Origin of the sequence: Streptomyces sp. NPDC012474 (assembly GCF_042955185.1) — a bacterium.
Taxonomy (GTDB): domain Bacteria; phylum Actinomycetota; class Actinomycetes; order Streptomycetales; family Streptomycetaceae; genus Streptomyces; species Streptomyces cahuitamycinicus.
Map to the genome: position 1 here is coordinate 342,808 of NZ_JBIBEP010000007.1, position 22,830 is coordinate 365,637.

20 protein-coding genes and 1 pseudogene are annotated in these 22,830 nt (G+C 71.6%); 12 read left to right on the plus strand and 9 right to left on the minus strand.

Annotated features, from left to right (window positions below):
- Positions 1-296 precede the first annotated feature (296 nt).
- Positions 297-1,064 (minus strand): hypothetical protein, encoded by a 768-nt coding sequence (locus ACFY9S_RS18670; protein ID WP_245936575.1) that lies wholly within the window; start codon positions 1,062-1,064, stop codon positions 297-299.
- Positions 1,065-1,228: 164 nt separating this feature from the next.
- Entirely contained in the window at positions 1,229-2,902 is a 1,674-nt protein-coding gene (locus ACFY9S_RS18675; protein WP_391129499.1) for a PucR family transcriptional regulator ligand-binding domain-containing protein, read from the minus strand.
- A 305-nt stretch (positions 2,903-3,207) separates the two neighbouring features.
- Between ACFY9S_RS18675 and ACFY9S_RS18680 the strand changes: the two genes are divergently transcribed.
- The 5 genes from ACFY9S_RS18680 to ACFY9S_RS18700 all read left to right on the plus strand — a co-directional run bounded on the left by ACFY9S_RS18680 (position 3,208) and on the right by ACFY9S_RS18700 (position 9,837).
- Positions 3,208-4,098 carry an FAD binding domain-containing protein gene (locus ACFY9S_RS18680; protein WP_391129502.1) on the plus strand — a complete coding sequence of 297 codons (891 nt, stop codon included), beginning with the start codon at positions 3,208-3,210 and terminating at the stop codon, positions 4,096-4,098.
- Positions 4,098-4,679 (plus strand): 2Fe-2S iron-sulfur cluster-binding protein, encoded by a 582-nt coding sequence (locus ACFY9S_RS18685; RefSeq protein WP_391129505.1) that lies wholly within the window; start codon positions 4,098-4,100, stop codon positions 4,677-4,679. The genes ACFY9S_RS18680 and ACFY9S_RS18685 overlap by 1 nt, the downstream gene beginning before the upstream one ends.
- Positions 4,680-4,681: 2 nt before the next feature.
- Entirely contained in the window at positions 4,682-7,081 is a 2,400-nt protein-coding gene (locus ACFY9S_RS18690) for a molybdopterin cofactor-binding domain-containing protein (RefSeq protein ID WP_391129508.1), read from the plus strand.
- A gap of 109 nt (positions 7,082-7,190) precedes the next feature.
- Entirely contained in the window at positions 7,191-8,648 is a 1,458-nt protein-coding gene (locus ACFY9S_RS18695) for a solute carrier family 23 protein (RefSeq protein ID WP_391129510.1), read from the plus strand.
- A gap of 37 nt (positions 8,649-8,685) precedes the next feature.
- Positions 8,686-9,837: an XdhC family protein gene (locus tag ACFY9S_RS18700; protein ID WP_391129513.1), complete on the plus strand. Its 1,152-nt coding sequence runs from the start codon at positions 8,686-8,688 to the stop codon at positions 9,835-9,837.
- A 210-nt stretch (positions 9,838-10,047) separates the two neighbouring features.
- Here ACFY9S_RS18700 and ACFY9S_RS18705 read toward each other — a convergent pair whose 3' ends face one another.
- Together ACFY9S_RS18705 and ACFY9S_RS18710 are read right to left on the minus strand one after the other, a co-directional pair.
- Positions 10,048-10,488 (minus strand): SRPBCC family protein, encoded by a 441-nt coding sequence (locus ACFY9S_RS18705; protein ID WP_391129516.1) that lies wholly within the window; start codon positions 10,486-10,488, stop codon positions 10,048-10,050.
- Between the two features lie 28 nt (positions 10,489-10,516).
- Positions 10,517-11,305 carry a polysaccharide deacetylase family protein gene (locus tag ACFY9S_RS18710; protein WP_391129519.1) on the minus strand — a complete coding sequence of 263 codons (789 nt, stop codon included), beginning with the start codon at positions 11,303-11,305 and terminating at the stop codon, positions 10,517-10,519.
- A 146-nt stretch (positions 11,306-11,451) separates the two neighbouring features.
- Here ACFY9S_RS18710 and ACFY9S_RS18715 point away from each other — a divergent pair, with 146 nt between their 5' ends.
- From ACFY9S_RS18715 to ACFY9S_RS18730, 4 genes are all read left to right on the plus strand, one after another.
- The gene (locus tag ACFY9S_RS18715) at positions 11,452-12,453 is read left to right on the plus strand and encodes a glycosyltransferase (RefSeq protein WP_391129522.1); all 1,002 of its coding nucleotides are present in this window, start codon (positions 11,452-11,454) and stop codon (positions 12,451-12,453) included.
- Positions 12,450-13,049 (plus strand): HAD-IIIA family hydrolase, encoded by a 600-nt coding sequence (locus tag ACFY9S_RS18720; RefSeq protein ID WP_391129525.1) that lies wholly within the window; start codon positions 12,450-12,452, stop codon positions 13,047-13,049. The genes ACFY9S_RS18715 and ACFY9S_RS18720 overlap by 4 nt, the downstream gene beginning before the upstream one ends.
- 174 nt (positions 13,050-13,223) lie before the next feature.
- Positions 13,224-13,964 (plus strand): Type 1 glutamine amidotransferase-like domain-containing protein, encoded by a 741-nt coding sequence (locus ACFY9S_RS18725; protein ID WP_391129528.1) that lies wholly within the window; start codon positions 13,224-13,226, stop codon positions 13,962-13,964.
- 173 nt (positions 13,965-14,137) lie between these two features.
- Positions 14,138-15,115, plus strand: coding sequence for a glycosyltransferase family 9 protein (locus tag ACFY9S_RS18730; protein WP_391129531.1), 978 nt, complete (start codon positions 14,138-14,140; stop codon positions 15,113-15,115).
- Positions 15,116-15,130: 15 nt separating this feature from the next.
- Here ACFY9S_RS18730 and ACFY9S_RS18735 read toward each other — a convergent pair whose 3' ends face one another.
- The 5 genes and pseudogenes from ACFY9S_RS18735 to ACFY9S_RS18755 all read right to left on the minus strand — a co-directional run.
- Positions 15,131-15,451, minus strand: a complete 321-nt coding sequence (locus ACFY9S_RS18735) for a DUF3040 domain-containing protein (protein WP_391129534.1) — start codon at positions 15,449-15,451, stop codon at positions 15,131-15,133.
- 105 nt (positions 15,452-15,556) lie between these two features.
- Positions 15,557-16,504: a polysaccharide pyruvyl transferase family protein gene (locus ACFY9S_RS18740; RefSeq protein WP_391129537.1), complete on the minus strand. Its 948-nt coding sequence runs from the start codon at positions 16,502-16,504 to the stop codon at positions 15,557-15,559.
- A gap of 40 nt (positions 16,505-16,544) precedes the next feature.
- Positions 16,545-17,987, minus strand: coding sequence for a family 43 glycosylhydrolase (locus ACFY9S_RS18745; RefSeq protein WP_391129540.1), 1,443 nt, complete (start codon positions 17,985-17,987; stop codon positions 16,545-16,547).
- 266 nt (positions 17,988-18,253) lie between these two features.
- Positions 18,254-19,150 (minus strand): substrate-binding domain-containing protein, encoded by an 897-nt coding sequence (locus tag ACFY9S_RS18750; RefSeq protein WP_391129543.1) that lies wholly within the window; start codon positions 19,148-19,150, stop codon positions 18,254-18,256.
- A 70-nt stretch (positions 19,151-19,220) separates the two neighbouring features.
- Positions 19,221-19,316 (minus strand): annotated as a pseudogene (locus tag ACFY9S_RS18755) (LacI family DNA-binding transcriptional regulator); the annotation flags it as partial.
- Between the two features lie 284 nt (positions 19,317-19,600).
- Here ACFY9S_RS18755 and ACFY9S_RS18760 point away from each other — a divergent pair.
- From ACFY9S_RS18760 to ACFY9S_RS18770, 3 genes are read left to right on the plus strand one after another with little or no spacing between them, the layout of a single operon-like run.
- Positions 19,601-20,911: an extracellular solute-binding protein gene (locus tag ACFY9S_RS18760; protein WP_391129546.1), complete on the plus strand. Its 1,311-nt coding sequence runs from the start codon at positions 19,601-19,603 to the stop codon at positions 20,909-20,911.
- A gap of 11 nt (positions 20,912-20,922) precedes the next feature.
- Positions 20,923-21,993 carry an ABC transporter permease subunit gene (locus ACFY9S_RS18765; RefSeq protein ID WP_391129549.1) on the plus strand — a complete coding sequence of 357 codons (1,071 nt, stop codon included), beginning with the start codon at positions 20,923-20,925 and terminating at the stop codon, positions 21,991-21,993.
- Positions 21,990-22,823: a carbohydrate ABC transporter permease gene (locus ACFY9S_RS18770; protein WP_102912761.1), complete on the plus strand. Its 834-nt coding sequence runs from the start codon at positions 21,990-21,992 to the stop codon at positions 22,821-22,823. Before ACFY9S_RS18765 ends, ACFY9S_RS18770 begins: the two co-directional genes overlap by 4 nt.
- The last annotated feature ends 7 nt before the right edge of the window (positions 22,824-22,830 follow it).

A 22,830-nucleotide genomic window follows, 5' to 3' on the forward strand; every position in this document is an offset into this window, starting at 1 on the left:
GCCGGGGGATGCCCGTCCTCGGCACGGCGCGATGGACCTCCCCACCGACTGACTGGCGTTGACGCGCCAACCGCTGCGGGCGAGACCCCCCGACACGTCCCCCCCTCGCCGTACGCGGGTGCGAGAGCGTCGTGGCTCGCGCAGCTGCGGGCATACGTGCCGGCCCCACCCCTCAGCTGCGGGCATGCGTGCCGCAGGGGCGCTGGGGGTCGCCCCTGCGCTGAGAGCATGGGGGGCACCTGGCTACGCCGGGCTGCGGACCCACCCGGCCCCGGCGCCGAGTACCCCGCGCCCCCTCAAGCCGTCGCAGCCGGCGGCACCGGCGGAGCCAACTGGCGGGACAGCCACGTCGGTACGCCCCCGAGCAGCCGGAACAACCGCCGGGCCTCCTCCCGCAGCCGGGACGCCTCCGGCTCCGTCTCGGCGTCGGCGAGGGACACCAGCGCCGGAGCCGTGCCGACGAGATAACCCAGCTCCTCCCGGATCCGCAGCGACTCCGTGAAGCCGTGCCGCGCCTCCGCCAACTCCCCTTCCCGCAGGGCGAGTCCCGCCAGGTGACGCCAGGTGAAGGACAGCAGCAGCGGGTCGGAGTGCGCCGTCGCACCCGCGTGGGCACGGCGGTACGCCGCCCGGGCGGCCTGGGGCGCGCTCGTCAGGTTCTCCGCCAGGAGCCCGCGCCGGAAGTCGAGCAGAGCCCGCGCCGGAGCCCCCGGGGGGATCAGCGCCGCCGCCCGCCCGAGCGCGGCCCGCGCCTCGTCGGCCCGGTCCCGCACCGCGAGCAGCGTCGCCGCGTAGGCCAAGTACCCGCGTTCACAAGCGGCCGCGCCGCGTTCGTCGTCGCTGTGGGCCATCGCCTCGGCCGTGCGCAGCGCGTCCTCGGCCTCCTCCCAGCCCTGCTCGGTGTACAGACACCGTTCGACCAGCAACGACGCGCGTTGCAGCGCCGCCGCCGGTGTGGTCGGCGGCAGCAGGGCGGCCGCGTCTGCCCAGCATCCGCGGGAGCGCAGCCGCCATACCGCGGTCTGGAGGGGATCGTCGCCGGCGGTCGTTCCGTTACCAGACATGGCGGTATGCGCCACGTTGCCCTCCCCGAGCACGCCATCGAGCTGTTGAGTGGTGGCGGCATCTCAGCACGAATCGGCGGGCCGGGCCAAGAGGGTGGGTGAAGGATTTCACAAAGTCGTGGGACTCGGGGGTGTTCCGGGTTTGGGTCGGGACACCCCGGGTTTCAGCTCATGCGCAGGGCCAGGAAGAAATCCAGCTTGTCCTCCAGCCGCGACAGGTCACGGCTCGTCAACTGCTCGATCCGGCCGATCCGGTAGCGCAGCGTGTTGACGTGCAGGTGCAGACGGGCGGCGCAGCGGGTCCAGGAGCCGTCGCAGTCGAGGAAGGCTTCCAGGGTGGGGATCAGCTCGGCGCGGTGGCGGCGGTCGTAGTCGCGCAGTGGGTCCAGGAGGCGGGCCGTGAAGGCCCGGCGGACGTCGTCCGGGACGAAGGGCAGCAGCAGGACGTGGGAGGCCAGTTCCTGGTGGCCGGCCGCGCAGACCCGACCCGGGCGGGCCGCGGCGACGCGCCGGGCGTGGCGGGCCTCCTCCAGGGCGCCGCGCAGGCCCTCCGCCGAGTGGACGGCCGCGCTGACGCCGAGGGTGAGACGGCCGTCGTCGTCGAGGCCCGCCGTCAGGGGGTCCCGTACCGACCCCAGGAGCGCGTCCGCGAGGACGCCCGTCTCCGAGCCGTCGTGCTCCGTCGAGACGGCCGGGAGGGGCACCAGGGCGATGGCCTCGTCGCCCGTGTGGGCCACGGCGATGCGGTCGGAGTGCTCCGGCCCGGCGACCGCGGGGTCGACGAGGACCTCCTCCAGCAGGGCCTGCGCCACCGGGCCGCCCTCGACCTCCCCGCCCTCCCAGTCGACACGGGCCACGACCACCTGCCAGTGCGGCGCGGCGCCCAGGCCGGGCAGCAGCACCGGCGCGGCCACGCGCAGCCGGGCGGCGATCTCGGCGGGTGCCGCGCCCGTCTGGACCAGTTCCAGGACCTCCTGGGCCAGGCGGCGGCGGACCGAGCGGGCCGCGTCGCGGCGGTCCCGCTCGACCGCGATCAGCTGGGTGACGCCGTAGAGCAGGTCCAGGCGCTCCTCGGGCCAGTCCCCGGCGTCCGCCTCCACGGCCAGCAGCCAGTCCGACAGGACGGTCTCGCGGACGTCCCCGGCGGGCTGCGGGGAGCGGCCCGTGGAGCGGACCGGGAACAGGGAGTACGTCGTGGCGCCCAGGACGACGCGGTGGGGGCCGCGGCGGCCCGTGCGGAGGGAAGCCAGGTGCTCTCCGGCGAGCCGGGCACACGTCTCGGCCGGCAGGGCGGGGCCCGCGGCCTTGGAGCCGGCGATCAGGCGGCCGGTGGGGGACAGGACCCAGGCCCGCAGGTCCAGGTCCGTGCCCAGCAGGTCCAGGACCACGTCGGGACCGCCGCCGGCCGGGCCCGAGGTCATCATCCGGCGGTGTCGGTCGACGACCGCCGCGAGGTCGCCGGCGCGCTCGCCGGACACCTGCCGTACGACGTGCTCGGTGATCGTCGCGAACGCCACCGACTCGTGCACCGCGAAGAGCGGGAGGCGGTGGCGGGCGCAGGCCACGACCAGGTCCTCGGGGACGTCCCCGAGCTCGGCCTCGCCCGCGGCGAGGGCCGTGACGCCCGCTTGCACCAGGATCCGGACGAACGGCTCCGAGTCGTCTTCGTCCCGGCGCCAGGCCAGGCCCGTGAGCACCAGTTCGCCGCCCGCGAGGTAGCGGCTGGGGTCGCGGAGGTCGGTGGTCATCACACCCCGCACGGTGCGTTCCAGCTCGTCCTCGCCGCCGAGCAGCTTGAGGCCCAGCGCGTCGGTGTCCAGCAGTGCGCGCAGCCGCATTCTCGTCGCCGCCGTTCTTTGTCTCGAAATCAGACCTGCCCCGGCTGTGTTCCAGGTCACGCGGTTGTGTCGCGCGTTTCCACAGGAGAACGAGGAGGTTTCTGAGGGCCTCTGTTCATACGAATCTACAAGATGCCTGTCCTGGCCAGCCAACTCCTTCATGGTTTCCGTGACTGACTCAGTCGGAGCACCCCCCTGTGTACTGAGGTCACTACGCGTCAACAGCACATGGACGAGCCGGGACCGCCGCACACGGATTGGCTCGAACCGAACGCTCCACGAGAAGACGAAGAAGAGAGCCGGTCATGGACTTCCTTCGCCCCGCCAGCTGGGAGGAGGCGCTCGCCGCGAAAGCCGAGCACCCCACAGCTGTGCCGATTGCGGGTGGCACCGACGTGATGGTCGAGATCAACTTCGACCACCGCCGGCCCGAGTACCTCCTGGACCTGAACCGCATCGGCGACCTCTCGGAATGGGAGGTCGGCGAGGCGAGCGTGCGGCTGGGTGCCTCCGTGCCGTACACGAAGATCATGGAGAACCTGCGGGCCGAGCTGCCGGGTCTGGCCCTCGCCTCGCACACGGTCGCCTCCCCGCAGATCCGCAACCGCGGCGGCGTCGGCGGCAACCTCGGCACCGCCTCCCCGGCCGGTGACGCCCACCCCGCCCTGCTCGCGGCGGGCGCCGAGGTGGAGGTCGAGTCGGTGCGCGGCACGCGCCGCATCCCGATCGACGCGTTCTACACGGGTGTGAAGCGCAACGCGCTGGCGGCCGACGAGCTGATCCGCGCCGTGCACGTGAGGAAGGCCGACGGGCCGCAGCAGTTCTCCAAGGTGGGGACCAGGAACGCGATGGTCATCGCCGTGTGCGCCTTCGGGCTCGCGCTGCATCCCGAGACGCGGACCGTGCGGACCGGGATCGGTTCGGCAGCTCCGACACCCGTCCGGGCCAAGGCCGCCGAGGAGTTCCTGAACGCCGCTCTGGAGGAGGGCGGCTTCTGGGACAACGGGCAGATCATCACGCCGTCGGTCGCCAAGCAGTTCGCGGACCTGTGCTCCGCCGCCTGCAACCCGATCGACGACGTCCGGGGCACCGCGAGCTACCGCCGCCACGCGGTCGGCGTCATGGCCCGCCGCACGCTGACCTGGACCTGGGAGTCCTACCGCGGCGACCGCCGCACCATCGAGGGAGCTGCGTGATGCGCGTCAACTTCACGGTCAACGGCCGTCAGCAGGAAGCCGACGACGTGTGGGAGGGCGAGTCCCTGCTGTACGTGCTGCGGGAGCGGCTCGGGCTGCCGGGTTCGAAGAACGCCTGCGAGCAGGGCGAGTGCGGCTCGTGCACGGTCCGTCTGGACGGTGTGCCGGTGTGCTCGTGCCTGGTCGCCGCCGGGCAGGTGGAGGGCCGCGACGTCGTCACCGTCGAGGGGCTGGCCGATTTCGCCAAGCAGCGCGCCGAGGGCGGCTGCGCGTCCGGCGCCTGCGGTACGCCGTTGCAGGACGCCCAGGGGTGGCAGGCCAAGGGCGCCGACTCGCACACCGGCGAGGGCACCGAGCTGTCGGCGATCCAGCAGGCGTTCATCGACGCCGGCGCCGTGCAGTGCGGTTTCTGCACGCCCGGTCTGCTGGTCGCCGCCGACGAGATGCTGGAGCGCAACCCGACCCCGACCGACGCGGACATCCGCGAGGCGCTGTCGGGCAACCTGTGCCGCTGCACCGGCTACGAGAAGATCATGGACGCGGTGCGCCTCGCGGCCGCCCGGCAGTCAGAGGCGGTCTGATCATGGCTTCCCCCAGCGGAACCCCCACGAAGATCACGCAGGGCTCCCGGACCAAGGGCGGTATCGGCGAGTCCACGCTCCGCCCCGACGGCACCCTCAAGGTCACCGGCGAGTTCGCGTACTCGTCCGACATGTGGCACGAGGACATGCTGTGGGGTCAGATCCTCCGCTCGGCCGTCGCACACGCGGAGATCGCGTCCATCGACACGAGCCAGGCCCTGGCCATGCCGGGCGTCTACGCCGTACTGACGTACGACGACCTGCCCACGGCGGTGAAGAACTACGGCCTGGAGATCCAGGACACCCCGGTCCTCGCCCACGGCAAGGTCCGCCACCACGGCGAGCCGGTCGCCATCGTCGCCGCCGACCACCCGGAGACCGCGCGCCGCGCCGCCGCGAAGATCCACGTGGAGTACCGGGAACTCCCGGTCGTCACCGACGAGGCCTCCGCCACCGCCCCGGACGCGATCCTCATCCACGAGAACCGCGACGACCACCACTCCCGTCACGTCCCGCACCCCAACATCGTGCACCGCCAGCCGATCGTCCGCGGCGACGTGACCGCCGCCCGTGAGCGCGCCGACGTCATCGTCGAGGGCGAGTACACCTTCGGCATGCAGGACCAGGCCTTCCTCGGCCCCGAGTCCGGACTCGCCGTGCCCGAGGAGGACGGCGGCGTCCACCTCTACATCGCCACCCAGTGGCTGCACAGCGACCTGCGCCAGATCGCGCCTGTGCTCGGCCTGCCCGAGGACAAGGTTCGGATGACGCTGTCCGGCGTCGGCGGCGCGTTCGGCGGCCGTGAGGACCTGTCGATGCAGATCCACGCCTGCCTGCTGGCGCTGCGCACCGGCAAGCCCGTCAAGATCGTCTACAACCGGTTCGAGTCGTTCTTCGGGCACGTCCACCGCCACCCCGCGAAGCTGTACTACGAGCACGGGGCCACGCGCGACGGCAGGTTGACCCACATGAAGTGCCGGATCGTCCTCGACGGCGGCGCCTACGCCTCCGCCTCCCCGGCCGTCGTCGGCAACGCCTCCTCCCTGTCCGTCGGCCCGTACGTGGTCGACGACGTGGACATCGAGGCCGTCGCCCTCTACACCAACAACCCGCCCTGCGGCGCGATGCGCGGCTTCGGCGCGGTCCAGGCGTGCTTCGCCTACGAGGCGCAGATGGACAAGCTCGCCGCGAAGCTCGGCATGGACCCGGTGGAGTTCCGCCGCCTCAACGCCATGGAGCAGGGCACGCTCCTGCCGACCGGGCAGCCCGTCGACTCCCCGGCCCCCGTCGCCGAACTGCTGCGCCGCGTCAAGGCGATGCCGATGCCGCCGGAGCGCCAGTGGGAGTCCAGCGAGGGCGCCGACCTGCGGGAGCTGCCGGGCGGCCTGTCCAACACCACGCACGGCGAGGGCGTCGTACGCGGGGTCGGCTACGCGGTCGGCATCAAGAACGTCGGCTTCTCCGAGGGCTTCGACGACTACTCCACCGCCAAGGTGCGCCTGGAGGTCGTCGCCGGTGAGCCCGTCGCCACCGTGCACACCGCGATGGCGGAGGTCGGCCAGGGCGGCGTCACCGTCCACGCCCAGATCGCCCGCACCGAGCTGGGCGTGACGCAGGTGACCATCCACCCGGCCGACACCCAGGTGGGCAGCGCCGGTTCGACGTCGGCCTCGCGGCAGACGTATGTCACCGGTGGCGCTGTGAAGAACTCCTGCGAGCTGGTCCGCGAGAAGGTCCTGGAGATCGGGCGCCGCAAGTTCGGCTCCTACCACCCGGCCTGGGCGACGGCCGAACTGCTCCTGGAGGGAGGCAAGGTCGTCACCGACGGCGGCGAGGTCCTCAGCGACCTGGCCGACGTCCTGGAGGGCGAGACCGTGGAGGTCGAGGCGGAGTGGCGGCACCGGCCGACCGAGCCCTTCGACCTGCGCACCGGCCAGGGCAACGGGCACGTGCAGTACTCCTTCGCCGCCCACCGGGCCGTCGTCGAGGTCGACACCGAGCTCGGCCTGGTCAAGGTCATCGAGCTGGCCTGCGCCCAGGACGTCGGCAAGGCGCTCAACCCGCTGTCCGTGCTCGGCCAGATCCAGGGCGGCACCACGCAGGGCCTGGGCGTGGCGGTCATGGAGGAGATCGTCGTCGACCCGAAGACGGCGAAGGTCAAGAACCCGTCCTTCACCGACTACCTGATCCCGACCATCCTCGACACGCCGACCATCCCGGTCGACGTCCTCGAACTCGCCGACGACCACGCCCCGTACGGCCTGCGCGGTGTCGGCGAGGCACCCACCCTGTCGTCGACCCCGGCCGTCCTCGCGGCGATCCGGAACGCGACCGGGCTCGAACTGAACCGGACTCCGGTGAGGCCCGAGCACCTGACGGGTACCCAGCTCTCCGAGGGCTGAGCAGTCACGATCCCCTGGGGGCTTCGTCCCCCAGGTCCCTTGTTCGTCTCGGGCCGTCCCCCGGGTCGTGAACATCCCAACCCCCTTTGAAACTTGGGAGACGGCACCCATGACCCAGCAATCACTGGAGCCGAGGGCCACAGCCGAGGACGCGGGTGAAGGCACCCGCGTCCCGGCCGGACGGTCCTGGCTCGACCGGTACTTCCACATATCCCACAGAGGTTCGACGGTCGCCCGTGAAGTGCGCGGCGGCATCACGACCTTCATGGCGATGGCCTACATCCTGCTGCTCAACCCCCTGATCCTGTCCGGCAAGGACGCCGCCGGGGACACGCTCGCCCAGCCCGCCCTGATCACCGCGACCGCGTTCGCGGCGGCCTTCACCACCCTGCTGATGGGCTTCGTCGGCAAGGTCCCCCTGGCCCTCGCCGCCGGCCTCTCCGTCTCCGGGGTCCTCGCCTCCCAGGTCGCGCCCGAGATGACCTGGCCGCAGGCGATGGGCATGTGCGTGATGTACGGCGTGGTCATCATGCTGCTGGTCGTCACCGGCCTGCGCGAGATGATCATGAACGCGATCCCGCTCGCGCTCAAGCACGCCATCACCATGGGCATCGGCCTGTTCATCGCCCTCATCGGGTTCTACAAGTCGGGCTTCGTGCACCAGGGCGAGGCGACCCCCCTCACGCTCGGCCCTGCGGGCGAACTGGCCGGCTGGCCCGTCCTGCTCTTCGCCGGCACCCTGCTGCTGATCTTCATGCTCCAGGCCCGGAACACCCCGGGCGCCATCCTCATCGGCATCGTCGGCGGCACGATCGTCGCGGCGATCCTGAACGCCGCCGGCGTCATCGACCCCAAGCAGTGGGCGGGCGGCGCGCCCGAACTGCACGGCAGCGCCGTCTCCATGCCCGACTTCACGCTCTTCGGGCACGTCGAGTTCGGCGGCTGGGGCGAGGTCGGCGCGATGACGGTCGGCATGATCGTCTTCACCCTGGTGCTCGCCGGGTTCTTCGACGCGATGGCCACCATCATCGGCGTCGGCACCGAGGCGAAACTCGCCGACGACAAGGGCCGGATGCCGGGCCTGTCCAAGGCGCTGTTCATCGACGGGGCCGGCGGCGCGGTCGGAGGCGTGTCCGGCGGCTCCGGCCAGACCGTGTTCATCGAGTCGGCCACGGGTGTCGGCGAGGGCGCCCGCACCGGTCTGGCCTCCGTGGTCACGGGCCTGTTCTTCGCGGCCTGCCTGTTCTTCACCCCGCTCACCGCCATCGTTCCGTCGGAGGTCGCCGCCGCCGCCCTCGTCGTCATCGGCGCGATGATGCTGATGAACGCCCGGCACGTGGACTGGGCCGACCGGGCCACCGCCGTCCCGGTGTTCCTCACCGTCGTGCTGATGCCGTTCACGTACACCATCACCACCGGTGTCGCCGCGGGCGTCATCTCCTACGTGGCCATCAAGACCGCCCAGGGCAAGTGGCGCGAGATCGGCGCCTTCGTATGGATCCTCACGGCGGTGTTCCTCGTCTACTTCGCCCTCAACCCGATCGAGAGCTGGCTGGGCGTCCACTGACGCCCACCCTCCCGCGACCTCAAGGAGACCGAGACAGATGCTGGACATCGCCGAGGAGCTCAACCGGTGGGTCGAGCAGGGCCGTGACTTCGCCGTGGCCACCGTGGTGGCCGTCGGCGGCAGCGCGCCCCGGCAGCCCGGCGCCGCACTCGCGGTGGATGCCGACGGCACGGCGATCGGCTCGGTCTCCGGCGGCTGCGTGGAGGGCGCTGTCTACGAACTGTGCGAGCAGGCCCTCCGGGACGGCGAAACCGTCCTGGAGCGCTTCGGGTACAGCGATGACGACGCCTTCGCCGTGGGCCTGACCTGCGGCGGCGTCATCGACATCCTGGTCACCCCGGTACGGGCCGCCGATCCGGTCCGCCCGGTGGTCGCGTCCGCGCTCGCCGCCGCCGCCCGAGGGGAGGCGGCGGCGGTGGCGCGGATCGCGTCGGGCCCGCGCGAACTGACGGGCCGGGCCCTGCTGGTCCGCCCCGACGGTTCCCACGACGGCGGCTTCGGCGCCCATCCCGAACTGGACCGCACGGTCGCCGCCGAGGCCGGCGCCTTCCTGGACGCCGGCCGCACCGGCACCCTGGAGATCGGCGAGCGGGGCTCGCGTTGCGGAGCACCCCTCACGGTCCTGGTCGAGTCCTCGGTCCCCGCACCCCGCATGATCGTGTTCGGCGCGATCGACTTCGCCGCCGCCCTGGTCCGCGTCGGCAAGTTCCTCGGCCATCACGTCACGGTGTGCGACGCGCGCCCCGTCTTCGCGACCCGGGCCCGCTTCCCGGAGGCCGACGAGATCGTCGTCGAGTGGCCCCACCGCTACCTGGAGCGCACCGACGTCGACGCCCGCACGGTCCTGTGCGTGCTGACCCACGACGCCAAGTTCGACGTCCCCCTGCTGAAGCTGGCGCTGCGGCTGCCCGTGGCGTACGTCGGTGCCATGGGCTCCCGGCGCACCCACCTGGACCGCAACGCCCGACTGCGGGAAGTCGGCGTCACCGACCTGGAGTTGAGCCGTCTGCGCTCGCCCATCGGGCTGGACCTCGGTGCCCGTACGCCCGAGGAGACGGCCCTGTCGATCGCGGCGGAGATCGTCGCCGCGCGGCGTGGCGGCAGCGGCGTCTCCCTGACCGGGGCGCACACGCCGATCCACCACGAGCCGGACGCGGCGACCATGGGCCGCATCGGGTCCGTGGCTTGAGCTCAGGTCGGGTACGCCGTGCCGGCGGCCGAAGCGTCAGGCCTGCCTGAGCGCCGGCCGGGTACGCCGTGCCGTTGGGGGATCGGGTCCGTGGCTTGAGCTCCGGTCGGGTACGCCGTGCCGACGGCCGAAGCATCAGGCCTTCCTGAGCCCCGGCAGGGAAGGCCCTGCCGGGGTGCCGAAGTGTCAGGCCTGCCTACGCATACGGTGTCAGGCCATCCTGAGCAGACGGTTCAGGGTGCGCCCGAACACGTACCGCGAGGAGCGCCGCACCGCCCCGTCGAAGACCGACGGCACGAACCGGACCCGGATCTCCTCCCGCCACACCACGCGGGAACGCCCCCCGGGCCCCGGCCGTACCTCCAGCTCCGCCCACCCGAGGACGACACGTCCCCGCTTCTCCAGCCGGCACAGCCCGGGGGCCCCGTCCCGCGGCGGCTGCCACACCGTGACCTCCATCGGGTCGTCGAAGGCCAGCGCCCCGACACCCGAGCGGGCCACGACGAGCGTGCCCTCGCGTGTCGGCCCGGGCGGCACGACCCTGACCACCGTCAGCGGTACCGCGTCACCGTGCCGCCGCCACCGGGTGATCCGCCGCCACGCCTCGTCGAGAGGGAGCGGAACGGTGCGTTCTAGCAGGAAGTTCGCCACCCCCCGATCGTAGGGAACCCGCGGGGCGTCACCGGTACACCTCGCCCGGCTCCGCCTTCCCCGGTGCCAGGAGTTGAGGCACCGTCACGAAGACGTACCCGCGTTCCTTCAGCGCGTCGATGATCCCCGGCACCGCCGGCACCGTGCCGTCGTAGAGGTCGTGGAGGAGGATGATCCCGTCCCGGGAGGACTGGGCGAGGACGCGGCGGGTGATCAGGTCGGAGTCGGTCGTCCGGTAGTCCTTCGCCGTCACGCTCCACAGCACCTCGGCGAGGCCGAGTTCGCGGCAGATGGCGTGCACGGTGTCGTCGGTGCGGCCCTGCGGCGGGCGCATCAGGGTCGGACGTCGCCCGGTGAGTCGTTCTATCGCCTCGTTGGGGCGTTCCAGCTCCTCGCGTATCTCCTCGGGTCTCAGCTCGGTGAGGATCTTGTGGTCCCAGGTGTGGCTGGCTACCTCGTGTCCCTCGTCGGCCATGCGCCGCACCAGCTCCGGATACTTCTCGATGTGCCGCTTCCCGAGGAGGAAGAAGGTCGCAGGGACCTGCTTCTCCCTCAGGATGTCCAGCAGCCGCGCGGAGTGCTCGCTGGGTCCGGCGTCGAAGGTGAGCGCGATGCACTTGGCCTCGCGGCAGTCGACGGCGCCGAACCGGGCCGGCTGCATGTCCGTGGCCGGTCGGGCCCGGACGGCGCTGGGAGCCGTGGTGTCGGTCCCCGTGCAGCCGCTCAGGGCGAGGGTGAGGGCGGCGGCCGCCGCGAGCGTTCCGGCTGTTCGGAACGCGGTCCCCGTTTTCGTCATCTTCTTGGTCAGAGAAGGCATGCCGGGACTATACATCGCGTGTATACGCGTGGTGCATAGTCGCCGAGGCGTTCCCCGACGGCCCTGACCTGGTGTTTGAGGGAGTCGTACCGCGGCACTCGCCAGCACGGTAGCCGCGCACATCGCTGGAGGGAGGGCGCGCACACATGACCTCGTACGCCGTCGTGGTCCCCACCCTCGTACCGGACACCCTCGCCGACTGTCTCGCCGCGCTCGCGGCGGCGACCGGACCGCGCCCCGAGGAGATCATCCTGGTCGACGACCGGACCGACCCCGAACCCGGCCCGCTGAAGCACCCTTTGAGTGTCCTCGGCGACCTGCGGGAGCGGACCACCGTGCTGGACGGTGGTGGTCGTGGGCCCGCCGCCGCCCGCAACACCGGACTGCGCGCCGTGCACACGCCGTGGACGGTGTTCCTCGACGACGACGTCCAGGTGGGGGCCCGCTGGTGTGAGCAGCTGGCCGAGGACCTCGCCGAGGCGTCGCACGACACCGCGGGCGTCCAGGGTGTCCTCGCCGTGCCGCTGCCCGGCGAACGCCGCCCCACCGACTGGGAACGCGGCACCGCCGGACTCGTCCGCGCCCACTGGGTCACCGCCGACATGGCCTACCGCACGGAGGTCCTCCGGCAGGTCGGCGGCTTCGACGAACGCTTCCGGCGGGCCTTCCGTGACGACGCCGACCTCGCGCTGCGCGTCCTCGACTCGGGCTGGCGCATCCGGCAGGGCCGCCGCACCACCCGCCACCCCGTGCGCTCCGCCTCCCGCTGGGTGTCCGTGCGCCAGCAGCGCGGCAACGCCGACGATGCCCTCATGCGGCATCTGCACGGCCCCGACTGGTGGGACAAGGCAGTGGCGCCGCGCGGCCGGATCCGCACCCACACGGCCATCACGACCGCCGGCGTCGCGGCCTGCGCCCTCGCCGCCTCCGGGCACGGCCGGGCCGCGACGGCCTGCGCGCTCGGCTGGGCGGCCGGTACGGCGGAGTTCGCCCGCGCCCGTATCGTTCCCGGCCCGCGCACCCGCCACGAGGTGGCGACGATGCTGGCGACCAGCGTGCTCATCCCGCCCACCGCGACCTGGCACCGGCTGGCAGGTGCCTGGCGCCACCGTCACACCCCCGCCTGGCAGGAGGAGGCCATCCCGTGAGCCCGGTGAAGGCCGTGCTGTTCGACCGCGACGGCACACTCGTCGAAGACGTCCCGGACGCCGCCGGCCCCGATCGCGTACGCCCGGTCGAGGGCGCCCGCGAGGCGCTCGCCCTGCTGCGCGCGCACGGCATCCGCACCGGCGTCGTCACCGACCAGCCCGGCGTCGCCCAGGGGTTGTTCAGCGACGCCGATGTCCGCCGCGTCAATCGACGCGTCGACGAACTCCTCGGCCCCTTCGAGGTGTTCGCCGTCTGCCCGCACGGCCCCGACGACGGCTGCCACTGCCGCAGGCCCCGGCCCGGCATGCTGCTCTGGGCCGGCGGGCGGATCTGCACCGGGCCCGCCGAGCTCGTCCTGATCGGCTCCACCTCGGCCGACGCGGAGGCCGCGCGCCGTGCGGGCGCCCACGGCATCCTCGTCCCGAACGGGCGCACCCGCCCCGAGGAGACCGCACGGGCGGACCACATCGCCCCGGACCTGCTCACCGCCGTACGAGCGGTGCTGGACGAACCGCCCAAGGGCCGCGTCCTCGCCGACGAACGCCCCATCCAGGAGGCGTTCACCTCCGGCCCCGCCCCGCGCGGCCATCTGTGACGGCCGCCGCCGCACGAGGCCGCCGCCTTGGCTGTCCCTGGCCTGCCCGCCTGCCCGCACATGGACATGGCCGCGGCGCGCCCAGAGGGACTATTCGCTTGCGGATGCGGACGATGGCTTGCCACGGTTCAGTGCATCGTGCGCATCTGAGTCGTGACCTGAGGAGGCACCCTCGTGGCTGTCGTTCCGGAACGTCGTGTGGCTCTCCTTGGAGGCGGCTTCTCCATCGACGACGATGGTCTGCTGGATGACTGGATGCTCGATCAGGTATCCGTTCCTCGCCCCAGGGTGTGCTTCATTCCGACAGCCAGTGGCGACGCTCCCGCCTATATCCAGCAGTTCTTCGAGGCGTACCGGTCACGTTCCTGCGAGCCCGGCGTCTTGCAGCTGTTTCGACGGGAGCTCGATGACGACGCCCTACGCACGTTCCTCCTCTCTCAAGACGTCGTCTATGTAGGTGGGGGCAACACCGCGAACCTGCTGGCGGTCTGGCGCGCGCACGGTGTGGACAGGCTGCTTCGCGAAGCCTTCGACCGAGGGACCCTGCTGTGCGGCATCAGCGCCGGCGCCAACTGCTGGGCCGAGGGATCGCATACCGACTCGTTCGGGCCGCTGACCCACCTCTCGGACGGGCTGGGCCTGCTGTCCGGCTCGGTCTGCCCGCACTACGACAGTGAGCCGGGCCGACGAGCGTCATATCAGGCAGCCGTGGCGAACCGCACGCTGCCGGCCGGCTGGGCAGTCGAGGACGGCGTCGGCGCCCTCTTCACGAGCGGCCTGCTGACGGACTCCGTTACGCGCACACCTCAGGCCTGTTTGTATCGGGTAGAGCCCGGCGGGGACGGCGGAGTCGAGGAACAGGCCCTGCGTTGTCGCCTGCTCGCCGCGGCACAACAGCCCACTTCACCCGCATGAAATGCTGAGGGAGCGGCCCCGCCCGGTACGGGCCGACGGCCGCATCGGTGCGGGAGGAATCAGTCTTGAGGCTCGTGTCGTGGCAGCCCCGGCGCGGGTGACCACGCGTGGTCGGGCACCCGATGAGCGGGCTTGCGGCGGCGGGTCCCCTCCTCGCGCGGCAGGCTGCTGGTATGACTCCGGACCGGACAGCGCACGCCATACGACCCCGCCTCCTCGTCCTGCGCGCCCTCGGGCTCGGTGACCTCCTCGCCGGTGTCCCCGCGCTGCGTGCCCTGCGGCGAGCCCACCCGGAGCACGAACTCGTGCTGGCCACGCCCGCCGAACTCGCGCCGGTCGCGGAGGCGACGGGGGCCGTGGACCGGCTGCTGCCCGCCGCCGCCCCCGGCCGGGCCGTCCCGCGCACACTCGACTGGACCGGCCCGCCCCCGGACATCGCCGTCGACCTGCACGGCAACGGCCCGCCCAGCCACCGGCTGCTCCTGGGCCTGCGCCCGCTGAAACTGCTCGCCTTCGCCCACCCGGACCTGCCCGGGACCGACGGCCCGCCCTGGTACCCGGAGGAGCACGAACGTGACCGCTGGTGCCGGCTGCTGCGGGCGTACGGCATGGACGCCGACCCGGGCGATCTGCTGCTGCCCCGCCCGCAGAGCGCCTCTCCGGCGCCCGGCGCGGTCGTCCTGCACCCCGGCGCCGGGTCGCCCGCGCGCTGCTGGCCCGTCGAGCGGTACGCGGCCGTCGCGGCCGAACTGCGCGCCCGGGGCCTGCGGGTCGTGGTCACCGGCGGCCCGGCCGAGGGCGACCTGGTGGCCCGGCTCGCCCAGCGGGCCGGTCTGCCGGACACGGACGTGTTCGACGGCGGCCTGCCCTTCGAACGACTGTCCGCTCTCGTGGCCGGCGCCTACGCCGTGATCAGCGGCGACACCGGCATCGCCCACCTCGCCGTCGCCCACGGCACGCGCTCCGTCACCCTGTTCGGCCCGGTCGCGCCGAGCCGCTGGGGCCCGCCGGCCGACCCGCGCCACCGCGCCCTGTGGTACGGCCCGGAGGGCGACCCGCACGGCCGTCGGCCCGACTCGGCGCTCCTGCGCATCAGCGTCGAGGACGTCCTGAGGGCCGTCGACGAACTGCCCGGCACCCCGCGGCCCTGAGCGGCAGGGCCGCGTTCAGCCGTCGCAGCACCGGCACATCAGCCGGAACGCGGCGAACATCGTCAGGGGCCACAGCGCGGCGAACGCCCAGATCACCCCCGGTTCGGACGTGACGATCCCGGCCACCATCAGCCCGACCGACACCGCGAGCAGGACCAGGACGGTTCGGACGCGGGGGCGGTAGCAGGCCAGTCGGGCCAGGACGCGGGCGGGGTCGGGGCGGCGGCTCACCCGGTGGGTGCGCAGCCTGCGGGCGAGGCGGCGGTCGCGGCGCAGAGCGCGTTCCATCTCATCGAGGATGCGCTGCTCGTTCTCGGGAAGTCGGCCGATGGACACGCTCTCTCCTTCCGGGCGGCCGGACCGTCTCTCCTCCCGGGGGGACGTGCGGCGGGGGAAGTACAGCAGGGGACGTACAAGCGGGTGCCCCGTGGTCGCCCGGGGCTAACCGGGCACCGGCCGCGCCAGCGCCTCGACGAGCCGGTCCGCGCTGTCCGGCACGGAGCCCTCGCGGAAGCCGTCGCGGATCTGCCGCGCGGTCACCCGGCCGCCGGTCAGGCACCAGTCCCACCAGCGGTCCAACTGCCGCACGTCGAGCTGCTCGGCGGGCACCAGCGCGGGCCAGCCGCAGGCCCGGGCCTGCGCGGTCAGCTTGGCGCCGCCCGCGACCGGGTCGACGGCGAGCACCGGTGTGCCCACCCGCAGCGCGATCACCAGCCCGTGCAGCCGGTCGGTGACGACGAGGTCCAGCCGGGCCAGTACGGACTGCAGCTGTGCGGGCGTCGCGCTCAGATGCCAGTCGTGCGTGTCGAGCCGCGTCTCCAGCTCCAGCCTGCCGCAGTCCTTGGAGGCCAGCCAGCGCGTCACCTCCTCCGCGACCTGCCCGTGCCGCCGCAGCTGCCCGTACTCGTGCTGCCCGTGCGCGAGGATCACCCCGACGACGGGCCGCGCCGGCACGTCCGGGGCGCGGGCCGCGAGGTCCTCCACCGGCTCACTGTCCGGCCCGTCACGGGGCAGCACCCGGTGGAAGCCGGTCACGGCCGGGCTGCCGGGGTCGATCACCGACGTGCCCACGGCGATCCGCACGCAGTGAGCGAAGCGCCGGTGCAGCTCCTCCACCTGCGGTCCGTGCAGCGGGCCGCACACGAACACGAGGTGGCTGTAGTCCTCGGGCCACAGCCGGTCCAGATGCAGTGCCTCCGGACGGAAACGGGGACTCCAGGCGACGTCGTAGGGAATGCCCGTCCCCCGCAGCACGTCCTCCACCCGGCGCAGGGCCAGCACGTCCCCGGCGGTCGCCTCCCTGTCCCGGAAGCTGAACCAGCCGGTGAGCAGCACCCTGCGCGGTCGCTTTCCCTGTTGTGTCTGCACAGGCCCTGAGTGCCCGCGCATCGGAAAGACATTCAGGGCATTACGCTCATATGCCGTGCCGTCACTGGGCGTAGAAGGTGGCGTCCGCCCGGTCGGTGGCGGTGCTCACCGCCTGCACGTTCAGCAGGTACTCCCAGTGGCGGACGTATCGCCCGGGGTAGTTGTACGACTCGTACGACACGCCGGCCGGGTCCGCGAGTCCGGCGCGCTGCCGGAAGGTCGCGTCGGACGCGAACTGCGCGCTGCCGTCGTTCTTCCGCAGCCACACCTGGAAGTTCTCGTGCCGCAGGTAGTAGCCGGGGAAGTTGACCGACTCCAGTGAGACCGTGCCGCTGCCGGCGAGGCCCGGCACGACGCGGAACTGGGAGTCGGCGAGCTTGGTGACGTTCGCCTCGATCCGCGCCCGGTAGTCGTAGTGCCTGACGAACCGGTCCGGGAAGTTGTACGAGGAGAAGCGTTGCGGGGTGACCCCGTCGGCCACGGGGATGCCGAAGTTCGGGGTGCCGTCGGCGTTCCAGTACACCTTCTGCACGCGGGTACGCCGGTTGGGATCGTAGAGGGGGTCGCCGGTGATGTCCCTGTAGCTGCGGTCGTGGTAGACGAGGATGTCGCTCCTGCCGTCCTCGGAGACCGTGAAGGAGTTGTGGCCCGGGCCGTACTGGCCGGTCGCGGCGCTGCTGGCGAACACCGGGACGGGGCTCTTGCTCCAGGACGCCGGGCTGAGCAGGTCGGCGCTCGCGGAGGCGGTGAGCATGCCCAGGCAGTAGTTGGCGTCGGTGGCGCTCGCGGAGTACGTCATGAAGATCTTGCCGCCGCGCTGGATCACGGCCGGGCCCTCGTTGACCTTGTAGCCGACGGTCTCCCAGGAGTAGGTGGGCCGCGTCAGCATCACCGGAGTGCCGGTGATCGTCCAGGGGTTGGCCATCTTCGCCAGGTAGACGTCGGTGTTGTTGTTCACGGACGGGTCGCGCTGCGCCCAGGCCAGGTAGCGCACGCCACCCACGACGAAAGTCGTGGCGTCGAGCGAGAAGCTCTCCCACTGGGTCTTGATCTGGCCCTTCTCCGTCCAGGTGGCGGTGAGCGGGTTGGCGCCGGTGCCCTCCAGAACGTACATCCGGATCGCCCACACGTCGTCGGTGGCACCCGCGGCGAAGTACACGTACCACTTGCCGTCGATGAAGTGGATCTCCGGTGCCCAGATGTGGGCGCCCATCACACCGCTGGTGTGCTTCGTCCAGATGGTGGTCTCCGGCGCCGACTTCAGACCCTGGATGGTGGTCGCCCGGCGCAGCACGATGCGGTCGTACTCGGGAACGCTCGCGGTGAAGTAGTAGTAGCCGTCGGTGTGCTTGAAGATGTGCGGGTCGGCCCGCTGCTCCGCGATCGGATTGGTGTAGGTGACGGCGGGGGAGTCGGGCACGGCGGCCCGGGCGGGCGCCGATGCCAGGCAGGTCGCGAAGGCCATCAGGGAAGCCAGGAGCAGCCGAACGGCTATGCGTCTCAAGGGGGTTCTCCAGCGGATGATCGGGGGGTGGGAACGAGTCAGCCCTGTCCGACATGTCGAACGTAGTTCGTGAATTCGACCATGAAGTGGTCAGAAGATAAGGGCGGCTCTTACCGTCGTCAACGGTTCGCGCAGGCGAGACGCACGAGTACGGCGAGCGCCTCGGTCCGGGGGCGGCCGGCCGGGGAAGCGGGCTCCCCGTGAGGACGCGTACGCCGAGGCCGGTGACCCGGCCGCGGGCCCCCGCCGAGCCGCCCTGGCAGCCGTCAGTCCGGGGGCAGGTGCGGCTCGGGACCGGCCCGTGGGGCGGGAGGCGGGGCGGTGGTGGTCCGGGGGATGACATGGGTCGGCAGCACGAGGTGCCGCTCACGGCCCCCGCCCGGGTCGTCGATGAGTGACAGGGCCAGTTCACCGGCCCGGCGGCCGATCAACGCCGGCGACTGGGCCACCGTGGTCAGATCGAACCACTGCGCGACCGGCTGGTCGTCGAAGCCCACGACCGACATCTGCCCGGGCACCTCGATCCGCGTCGCGCGCAGCGTCCAGATCACGGCGACGGCCACCTCGTCCTGCTCGGCGAAGACCGCGGTGGGCGGCTCCCGCAGCCCGAGCAGCCGCCCGACCGCCTCGGCCGCACCCCGCTTGTCGCCCGCCGGAGTGGCGACCACCAGGTCGTCGTCGAGGGGCAGGCCGGCCTCGGCCAGCGCCTGCCGGTACCCGACCAGCCGCTCCTGCGAACTGAAGGAGAACCCGCGGGCACCCACCGTCCGCACGTAGGCGATCCGGCGGTGGCCGAGGTTCAGCAGATGCCGGGTGCCGTGCAGGGCACCTGCCACGTCGTCGACGTACACGCTGGGGCGTCCGTCGACGTGCTGGCTGACGTGGACGACCGGCATGGCGAGGTCGTCCAGCCGGGCCGTCTCCCCGGCGGTGAGGTCGAAGGAGAACACCAGCAGCGCGTCCGCGTTGCGCCGGGCCGGGAGATGCTCGAAGAACGCGGTGCGCTCGGCCAGACCGGGGATCACATACACCGTCAGTTCCATGCCGGCCGCCCGCAGGACGCGGGCCAGGCCCGACAGGGCCGTGCCCATGAACCACGAACCGAGTGTGGGCACGAGCACCGCCACATTGCGGGTCCGGCCCGTCACGAGGCTCTTCGGCATGCCGGGACACCGCGAAGTCCAGCTCCCGGGCGGCCTGTTCGACCCGGGCGCGGACCTCGGGGGAGACGGTGGACAGGCCGCGCAGGGTGCGCGAGACGGTGGAGGTGGACACCCCGGCCCGCTCCGCGACGTCAGCCATCGTGGGGTGCCGCTGACCTGGTGGCATGCGCCGAACGCTAACACGCCGACACCGCACCGGACGGCCGTCGGTGGCAGCGCTGTCTCACCGGATTCTTGCCTTCTTACAACGTTGATCCGCATTGACTTCCCGTTGGCTGCCTTCTAGCGTGCAAACGTTGTCTCGACAGGTTCGAAGTCGCCCCGGAGGGCCACCTCCCACCCGCTGTGAGCTGCTGTTTTTAGCAGTTCAATGCCGTGGCAACGCAATCTCATGACCAAAGGCATTCCGGGGGAACAGCACGACTTCGGTTCGTCAGACCAGGAGAGACAGTGAAGACCAGCACCGCCAGAGCGATTCAGTGTTCCGCAGCGCTCGCCGCCGCCGGGCTCCTCCTCACCGCGTGCGGCTCGTCCGGCGGCAGCGGCGGCGGCTCGGGCGGTTCGGCGCAGGCCGCGACGGCCACGTTCAAGGGCCGCGGCCCCATCACCTACGTCGCGGGCAAGGACACCACCGGCACCGTCCAGACCATCATCAACCGCTGGAACAAGGCGCACCCCAAGGAGAAGGTCACCTTCATCCAACTGCCGACGGACGCCGACTCGCAGCGTCAGCAGATGATCCAGAACGCGGAGACGAAGTCCGACGCCTACACGGTGCTCGCCACCGACGTCGTGTGGACGTCCGAGTTCGCCGCCCACCAGTGGATCGAGCCGCTGCCCGCTGACCGGTTCCCGCTCGGCAGGATGCTCAAGCCGGTCGTGGAGACCGGCCAGTACCGCGGCAAGCTGTACGCGGTCCCCGCCAGCTCCAACGGCGGCCTGCTGTTCTACCGCACCGACCTGCTCAAGAAGGCCGGCATCACCGAGCCCCCCACCACCTGGGGGCAGATGACCGCCGACTGCGCCAAGGTGACGAAGCTCCCCGAGGCGAAGGACATGTCCTGCTACGCCGGGCAGTTCCAGAAGTACGAAGGCCTCACCGTGAACTTCGCCGAGGCCGTGAACTCCGCCGGCGGCCGCATCGTCGACGCCGACGGCAAGCCGGACGTCGACACCCCGCAGGCGAAGAAGGGCCTGGACTTCCTCGTCAAGTCCTTCAAGGACGGGACGATCCCCAAGGAGGCCATCACCTACCAGGAGGAGGACGGCCGGCAGGCCTTCCAGTCCGGCAAGCTGGTCTTCCTGAACAACTGGCCCTACGTGTACTCCCTGGCCCAGAAGAGCGCCGTCAAGGGCAAGTTCGCCGTCGCACCCCTGCCCGGCCTGAACGGACCCGGCGCCTCCAGCCTCGGCGGCTCCAACCTGGCCCTGTCGTCCTTCGCCAAGAACAAGGCCACCGCGCTCGACTTCATGAAGTTCTTCACCAGCGAGGAGAGCTCGACCTACTTCCTGAAGAACGCCTCCCTCGCCTCGCCCTACGCCGACCTGTACGACAACGCCGCGCTGGACAAGCAGTTCCCGTACCTGCCCGACCTCAAGCGGTCCATCACCAAGGCCGTGCCCCGCCCCCGCGTCGTGCAGTACGGCGATGTCACGGCCGCCGTCCAGAACGAGGTCTACGCCGCCCTCACCGGCAAGAAGAGCAGCGGACAGGCGCTGAAGGACCTGCAGGCGGACCTGCAGAAGCTGACGGCTCAGTGAGGACCTGGCTCATGGCCGACACCGCGATCCCGCCCGGCACCACCGCGCACCGGCCCGGGACGGCGGCCGCCCGCCGCCCCGGGCGGCCCCCCGCCTCCGCGCGCCCGCGACGCCCCTCCCGGGCCACCGCCGGCGCGGGCCGCCTGGCCGCCCTCCTCGTCTCCCCGACGCTGCTGGTCCTCACGATCGTCGTCCTCTACCCGACGCTCATGGCGCTCGACGAGTCCCTGTACGGGGTCAAGGGCGTGGACCCCAGAACCGGGTTCATCAGCAACACCGAGCCGTTCGTCGGGCTGAAGAACTACACCGACATCTTCACCCAGGCCGGCGACCGCTTCTGGAACGCCTTCTGGAACACCACCTTCTTCACCGGCGTCACGGTCTCGCTGGAGACGGTGATCGGCGTGGCCATGGCACTGATCATGCACCGGGCGTTCCGGGGCCGCGGCCTGGTCCGGGCGAGCATCCTGGTGCCCTGGGCGATCCCGACGGCCATCTCCGGACTGCTCTGGAAGTGGATCTTCAACGCCGACGGCATCGCCAACGTCCTCCTCGGCCACCAAGTGCTGTGGACCGCCGACGGCTTCTCCGCCAAGGCCGCCGTCGTCATCGCCGACGTGTGGAAGACCGCTCCCTTCATCGGGCTCCTCGTCCTGGCCGGCCTCCAGGTCATCCCCAAAGAGGTCTACGAGGCGGCCCGGCTCGACGGGGCGAGCGCCTTCCAGCAGTTCCGGCGCATCACCCTGCCCCTGGTGAAGCCCGCCCTGCTGGTGGCCGTGCTGTTCCGCTGCCTCGACGCGCTGCGCATGTTCGACCTGCCCTACATCCTCATCGGCTCGCAGAAGGGCTCCGTGGAGACCCTGTCGATGCTCGCCCAGAACGAGGCGTCCAACGTCCGCTTCGGCCCGGCCTCCGCCTACGCCGTCCTGCTCTTCCTCTACGTCTTCCTCATCGCGCTCGCCTTCGTACGGCTGCTCGGCGCCGACATCGTCGGAGACGCCGGCGGCACGAAGAAGAGGAAGAGGAGCGGGAGCCGGGGCGCCGGAACGCCGGGCCGCCGCGCACGGGAGGTGACGGCATGACCCTCACCGCCAAGTGGCGGCAGTGGCTGCCCCATCTGGGCATCGCCCTGGTGGTGGCCTACTGCCTGGCCCCGTTCTACTGGATGCTGGTCTCCAGCCTGCGCAGCACGAACGACATCTTCAGCACCTCGCTGCTCCCGTCCCCGGTGTCCTTCGCGAACTACCGCTCGGTGTTCGGCCCGGCACAGGGGTTCACCAGGGCACTCCTCAACAGCCTGGTCGTCGCGGGTGTCACCACCGCGCTGTCGCTGGTCCTCGCCACCTTCACCGCGTACGCGATGGCCCGGCTGGAGTTCCGCTTCAAGCGGCTGATCCTCACCGTGATCATCGCCACGTCGATGTTCCCCGTGGTGTCGATCGTCGTGCCGCTGCTGAAACTGTTCACCGACATCGGCTGGATCAACACCTACCAGGCGATGATCGTGCCCAGCATGTCCTTCACACTGCCGCTCGCGGTGTGGAACCTGACCACGTTCTTCCGGCAGATGCCCGACGAACTGGAGCAGGCCGCGATGGTGGACGGCTGCACCCGCGGCCAGGCCTTCCGCAGGGTCATCGTGCCGCTGGCGGCGCCGGGCATCTTCACCACCGCGATCATCACGTTCATCGCCGCCTGGAACGAGTTCCTCATCGCCCTGTCGATGACCAACAAGCCCGCCATGCAGACCGCCACGGTCGCCATCTCCAAGTTCTCCGGCGCCACGACCTACCAGACGCCGTTCGGCAGCCAGATGGCCGCGGGCATCGTCGTGACCATCCCGCTGGTGGTCATGGTGCTGCTCTTCCAGCGCCGTATCGTCGCCGGGCTCACCGCAGGCTCGGCCAAGTAGACACCTC

Excerpts from the sequence above, each read along its gene's own strand:
- ACFY9S_RS18770 (WP_102912761.1), top strand. The coding sequence starts at position 21,990 with ATGACCCTCACCGCCAAGTGGCGGCAGTGGCTGCCCCATCTGGGCATC.
- ACFY9S_RS18710 (WP_391129519.1), bottom strand. The coding sequence starts at position 11,305 with ATGCCTTCTCTGACCAAGAAGATGACGAAAACGGGGACCGCGTTCCGA.
- ACFY9S_RS18740 (WP_391129537.1), bottom strand. The coding sequence starts at position 16,504 with ATGCGCGGGCACTCAGGGCCTGTGCAGACACAACAGGGAAAGCGACCG.
- ACFY9S_RS18675 (WP_391129499.1), bottom strand. The coding sequence starts at position 2,902 with ATGCGGCTGCGCGCACTGCTGGACACCGACGCGCTGGGCCTCAAGCTG.
- ACFY9S_RS18715 (WP_391129522.1), top strand. The coding sequence starts at position 11,452 with ATGACCTCGTACGCCGTCGTGGTCCCCACCCTCGTACCGGACACCCTC.
- ACFY9S_RS18680 (WP_391129502.1), top strand. The coding sequence starts at position 3,208 with ATGGACTTCCTTCGCCCCGCCAGCTGGGAGGAGGCGCTCGCCGCGAAA.
- ACFY9S_RS18700 (WP_391129513.1), top strand. The coding sequence starts at position 8,686 with ATGCTGGACATCGCCGAGGAGCTCAACCGGTGGGTCGAGCAGGGCCGT.
- ACFY9S_RS18695 (WP_391129510.1), top strand. The coding sequence starts at position 7,191 with ATGACCCAGCAATCACTGGAGCCGAGGGCCACAGCCGAGGACGCGGGT.
- ACFY9S_RS18670 (WP_245936575.1), bottom strand. The coding sequence starts at position 1,064 with ATGTCTGGTAACGGAACGACCGCCGGCGACGATCCCCTCCAGACCGCG.
- ACFY9S_RS18765 (WP_391129549.1), top strand. The coding sequence starts at position 20,923 with ATGGCCGACACCGCGATCCCGCCCGGCACCACCGCGCACCGGCCCGGG.
- ACFY9S_RS18685 (WP_391129505.1), top strand. The coding sequence starts at position 4,098 with ATGCGCGTCAACTTCACGGTCAACGGCCGTCAGCAGGAAGCCGACGAC.
- ACFY9S_RS18690 (WP_391129508.1), top strand. The coding sequence starts at position 4,682 with ATGGCTTCCCCCAGCGGAACCCCCACGAAGATCACGCAGGGCTCCCGG.
- ACFY9S_RS18730 (WP_391129531.1), top strand. The coding sequence starts at position 14,138 with ATGACTCCGGACCGGACAGCGCACGCCATACGACCCCGCCTCCTCGTC.
- ACFY9S_RS18750 (WP_391129543.1), bottom strand. The coding sequence starts at position 19,150 with ATGCCGAAGAGCCTCGTGACGGGCCGGACCCGCAATGTGGCGGTGCTC.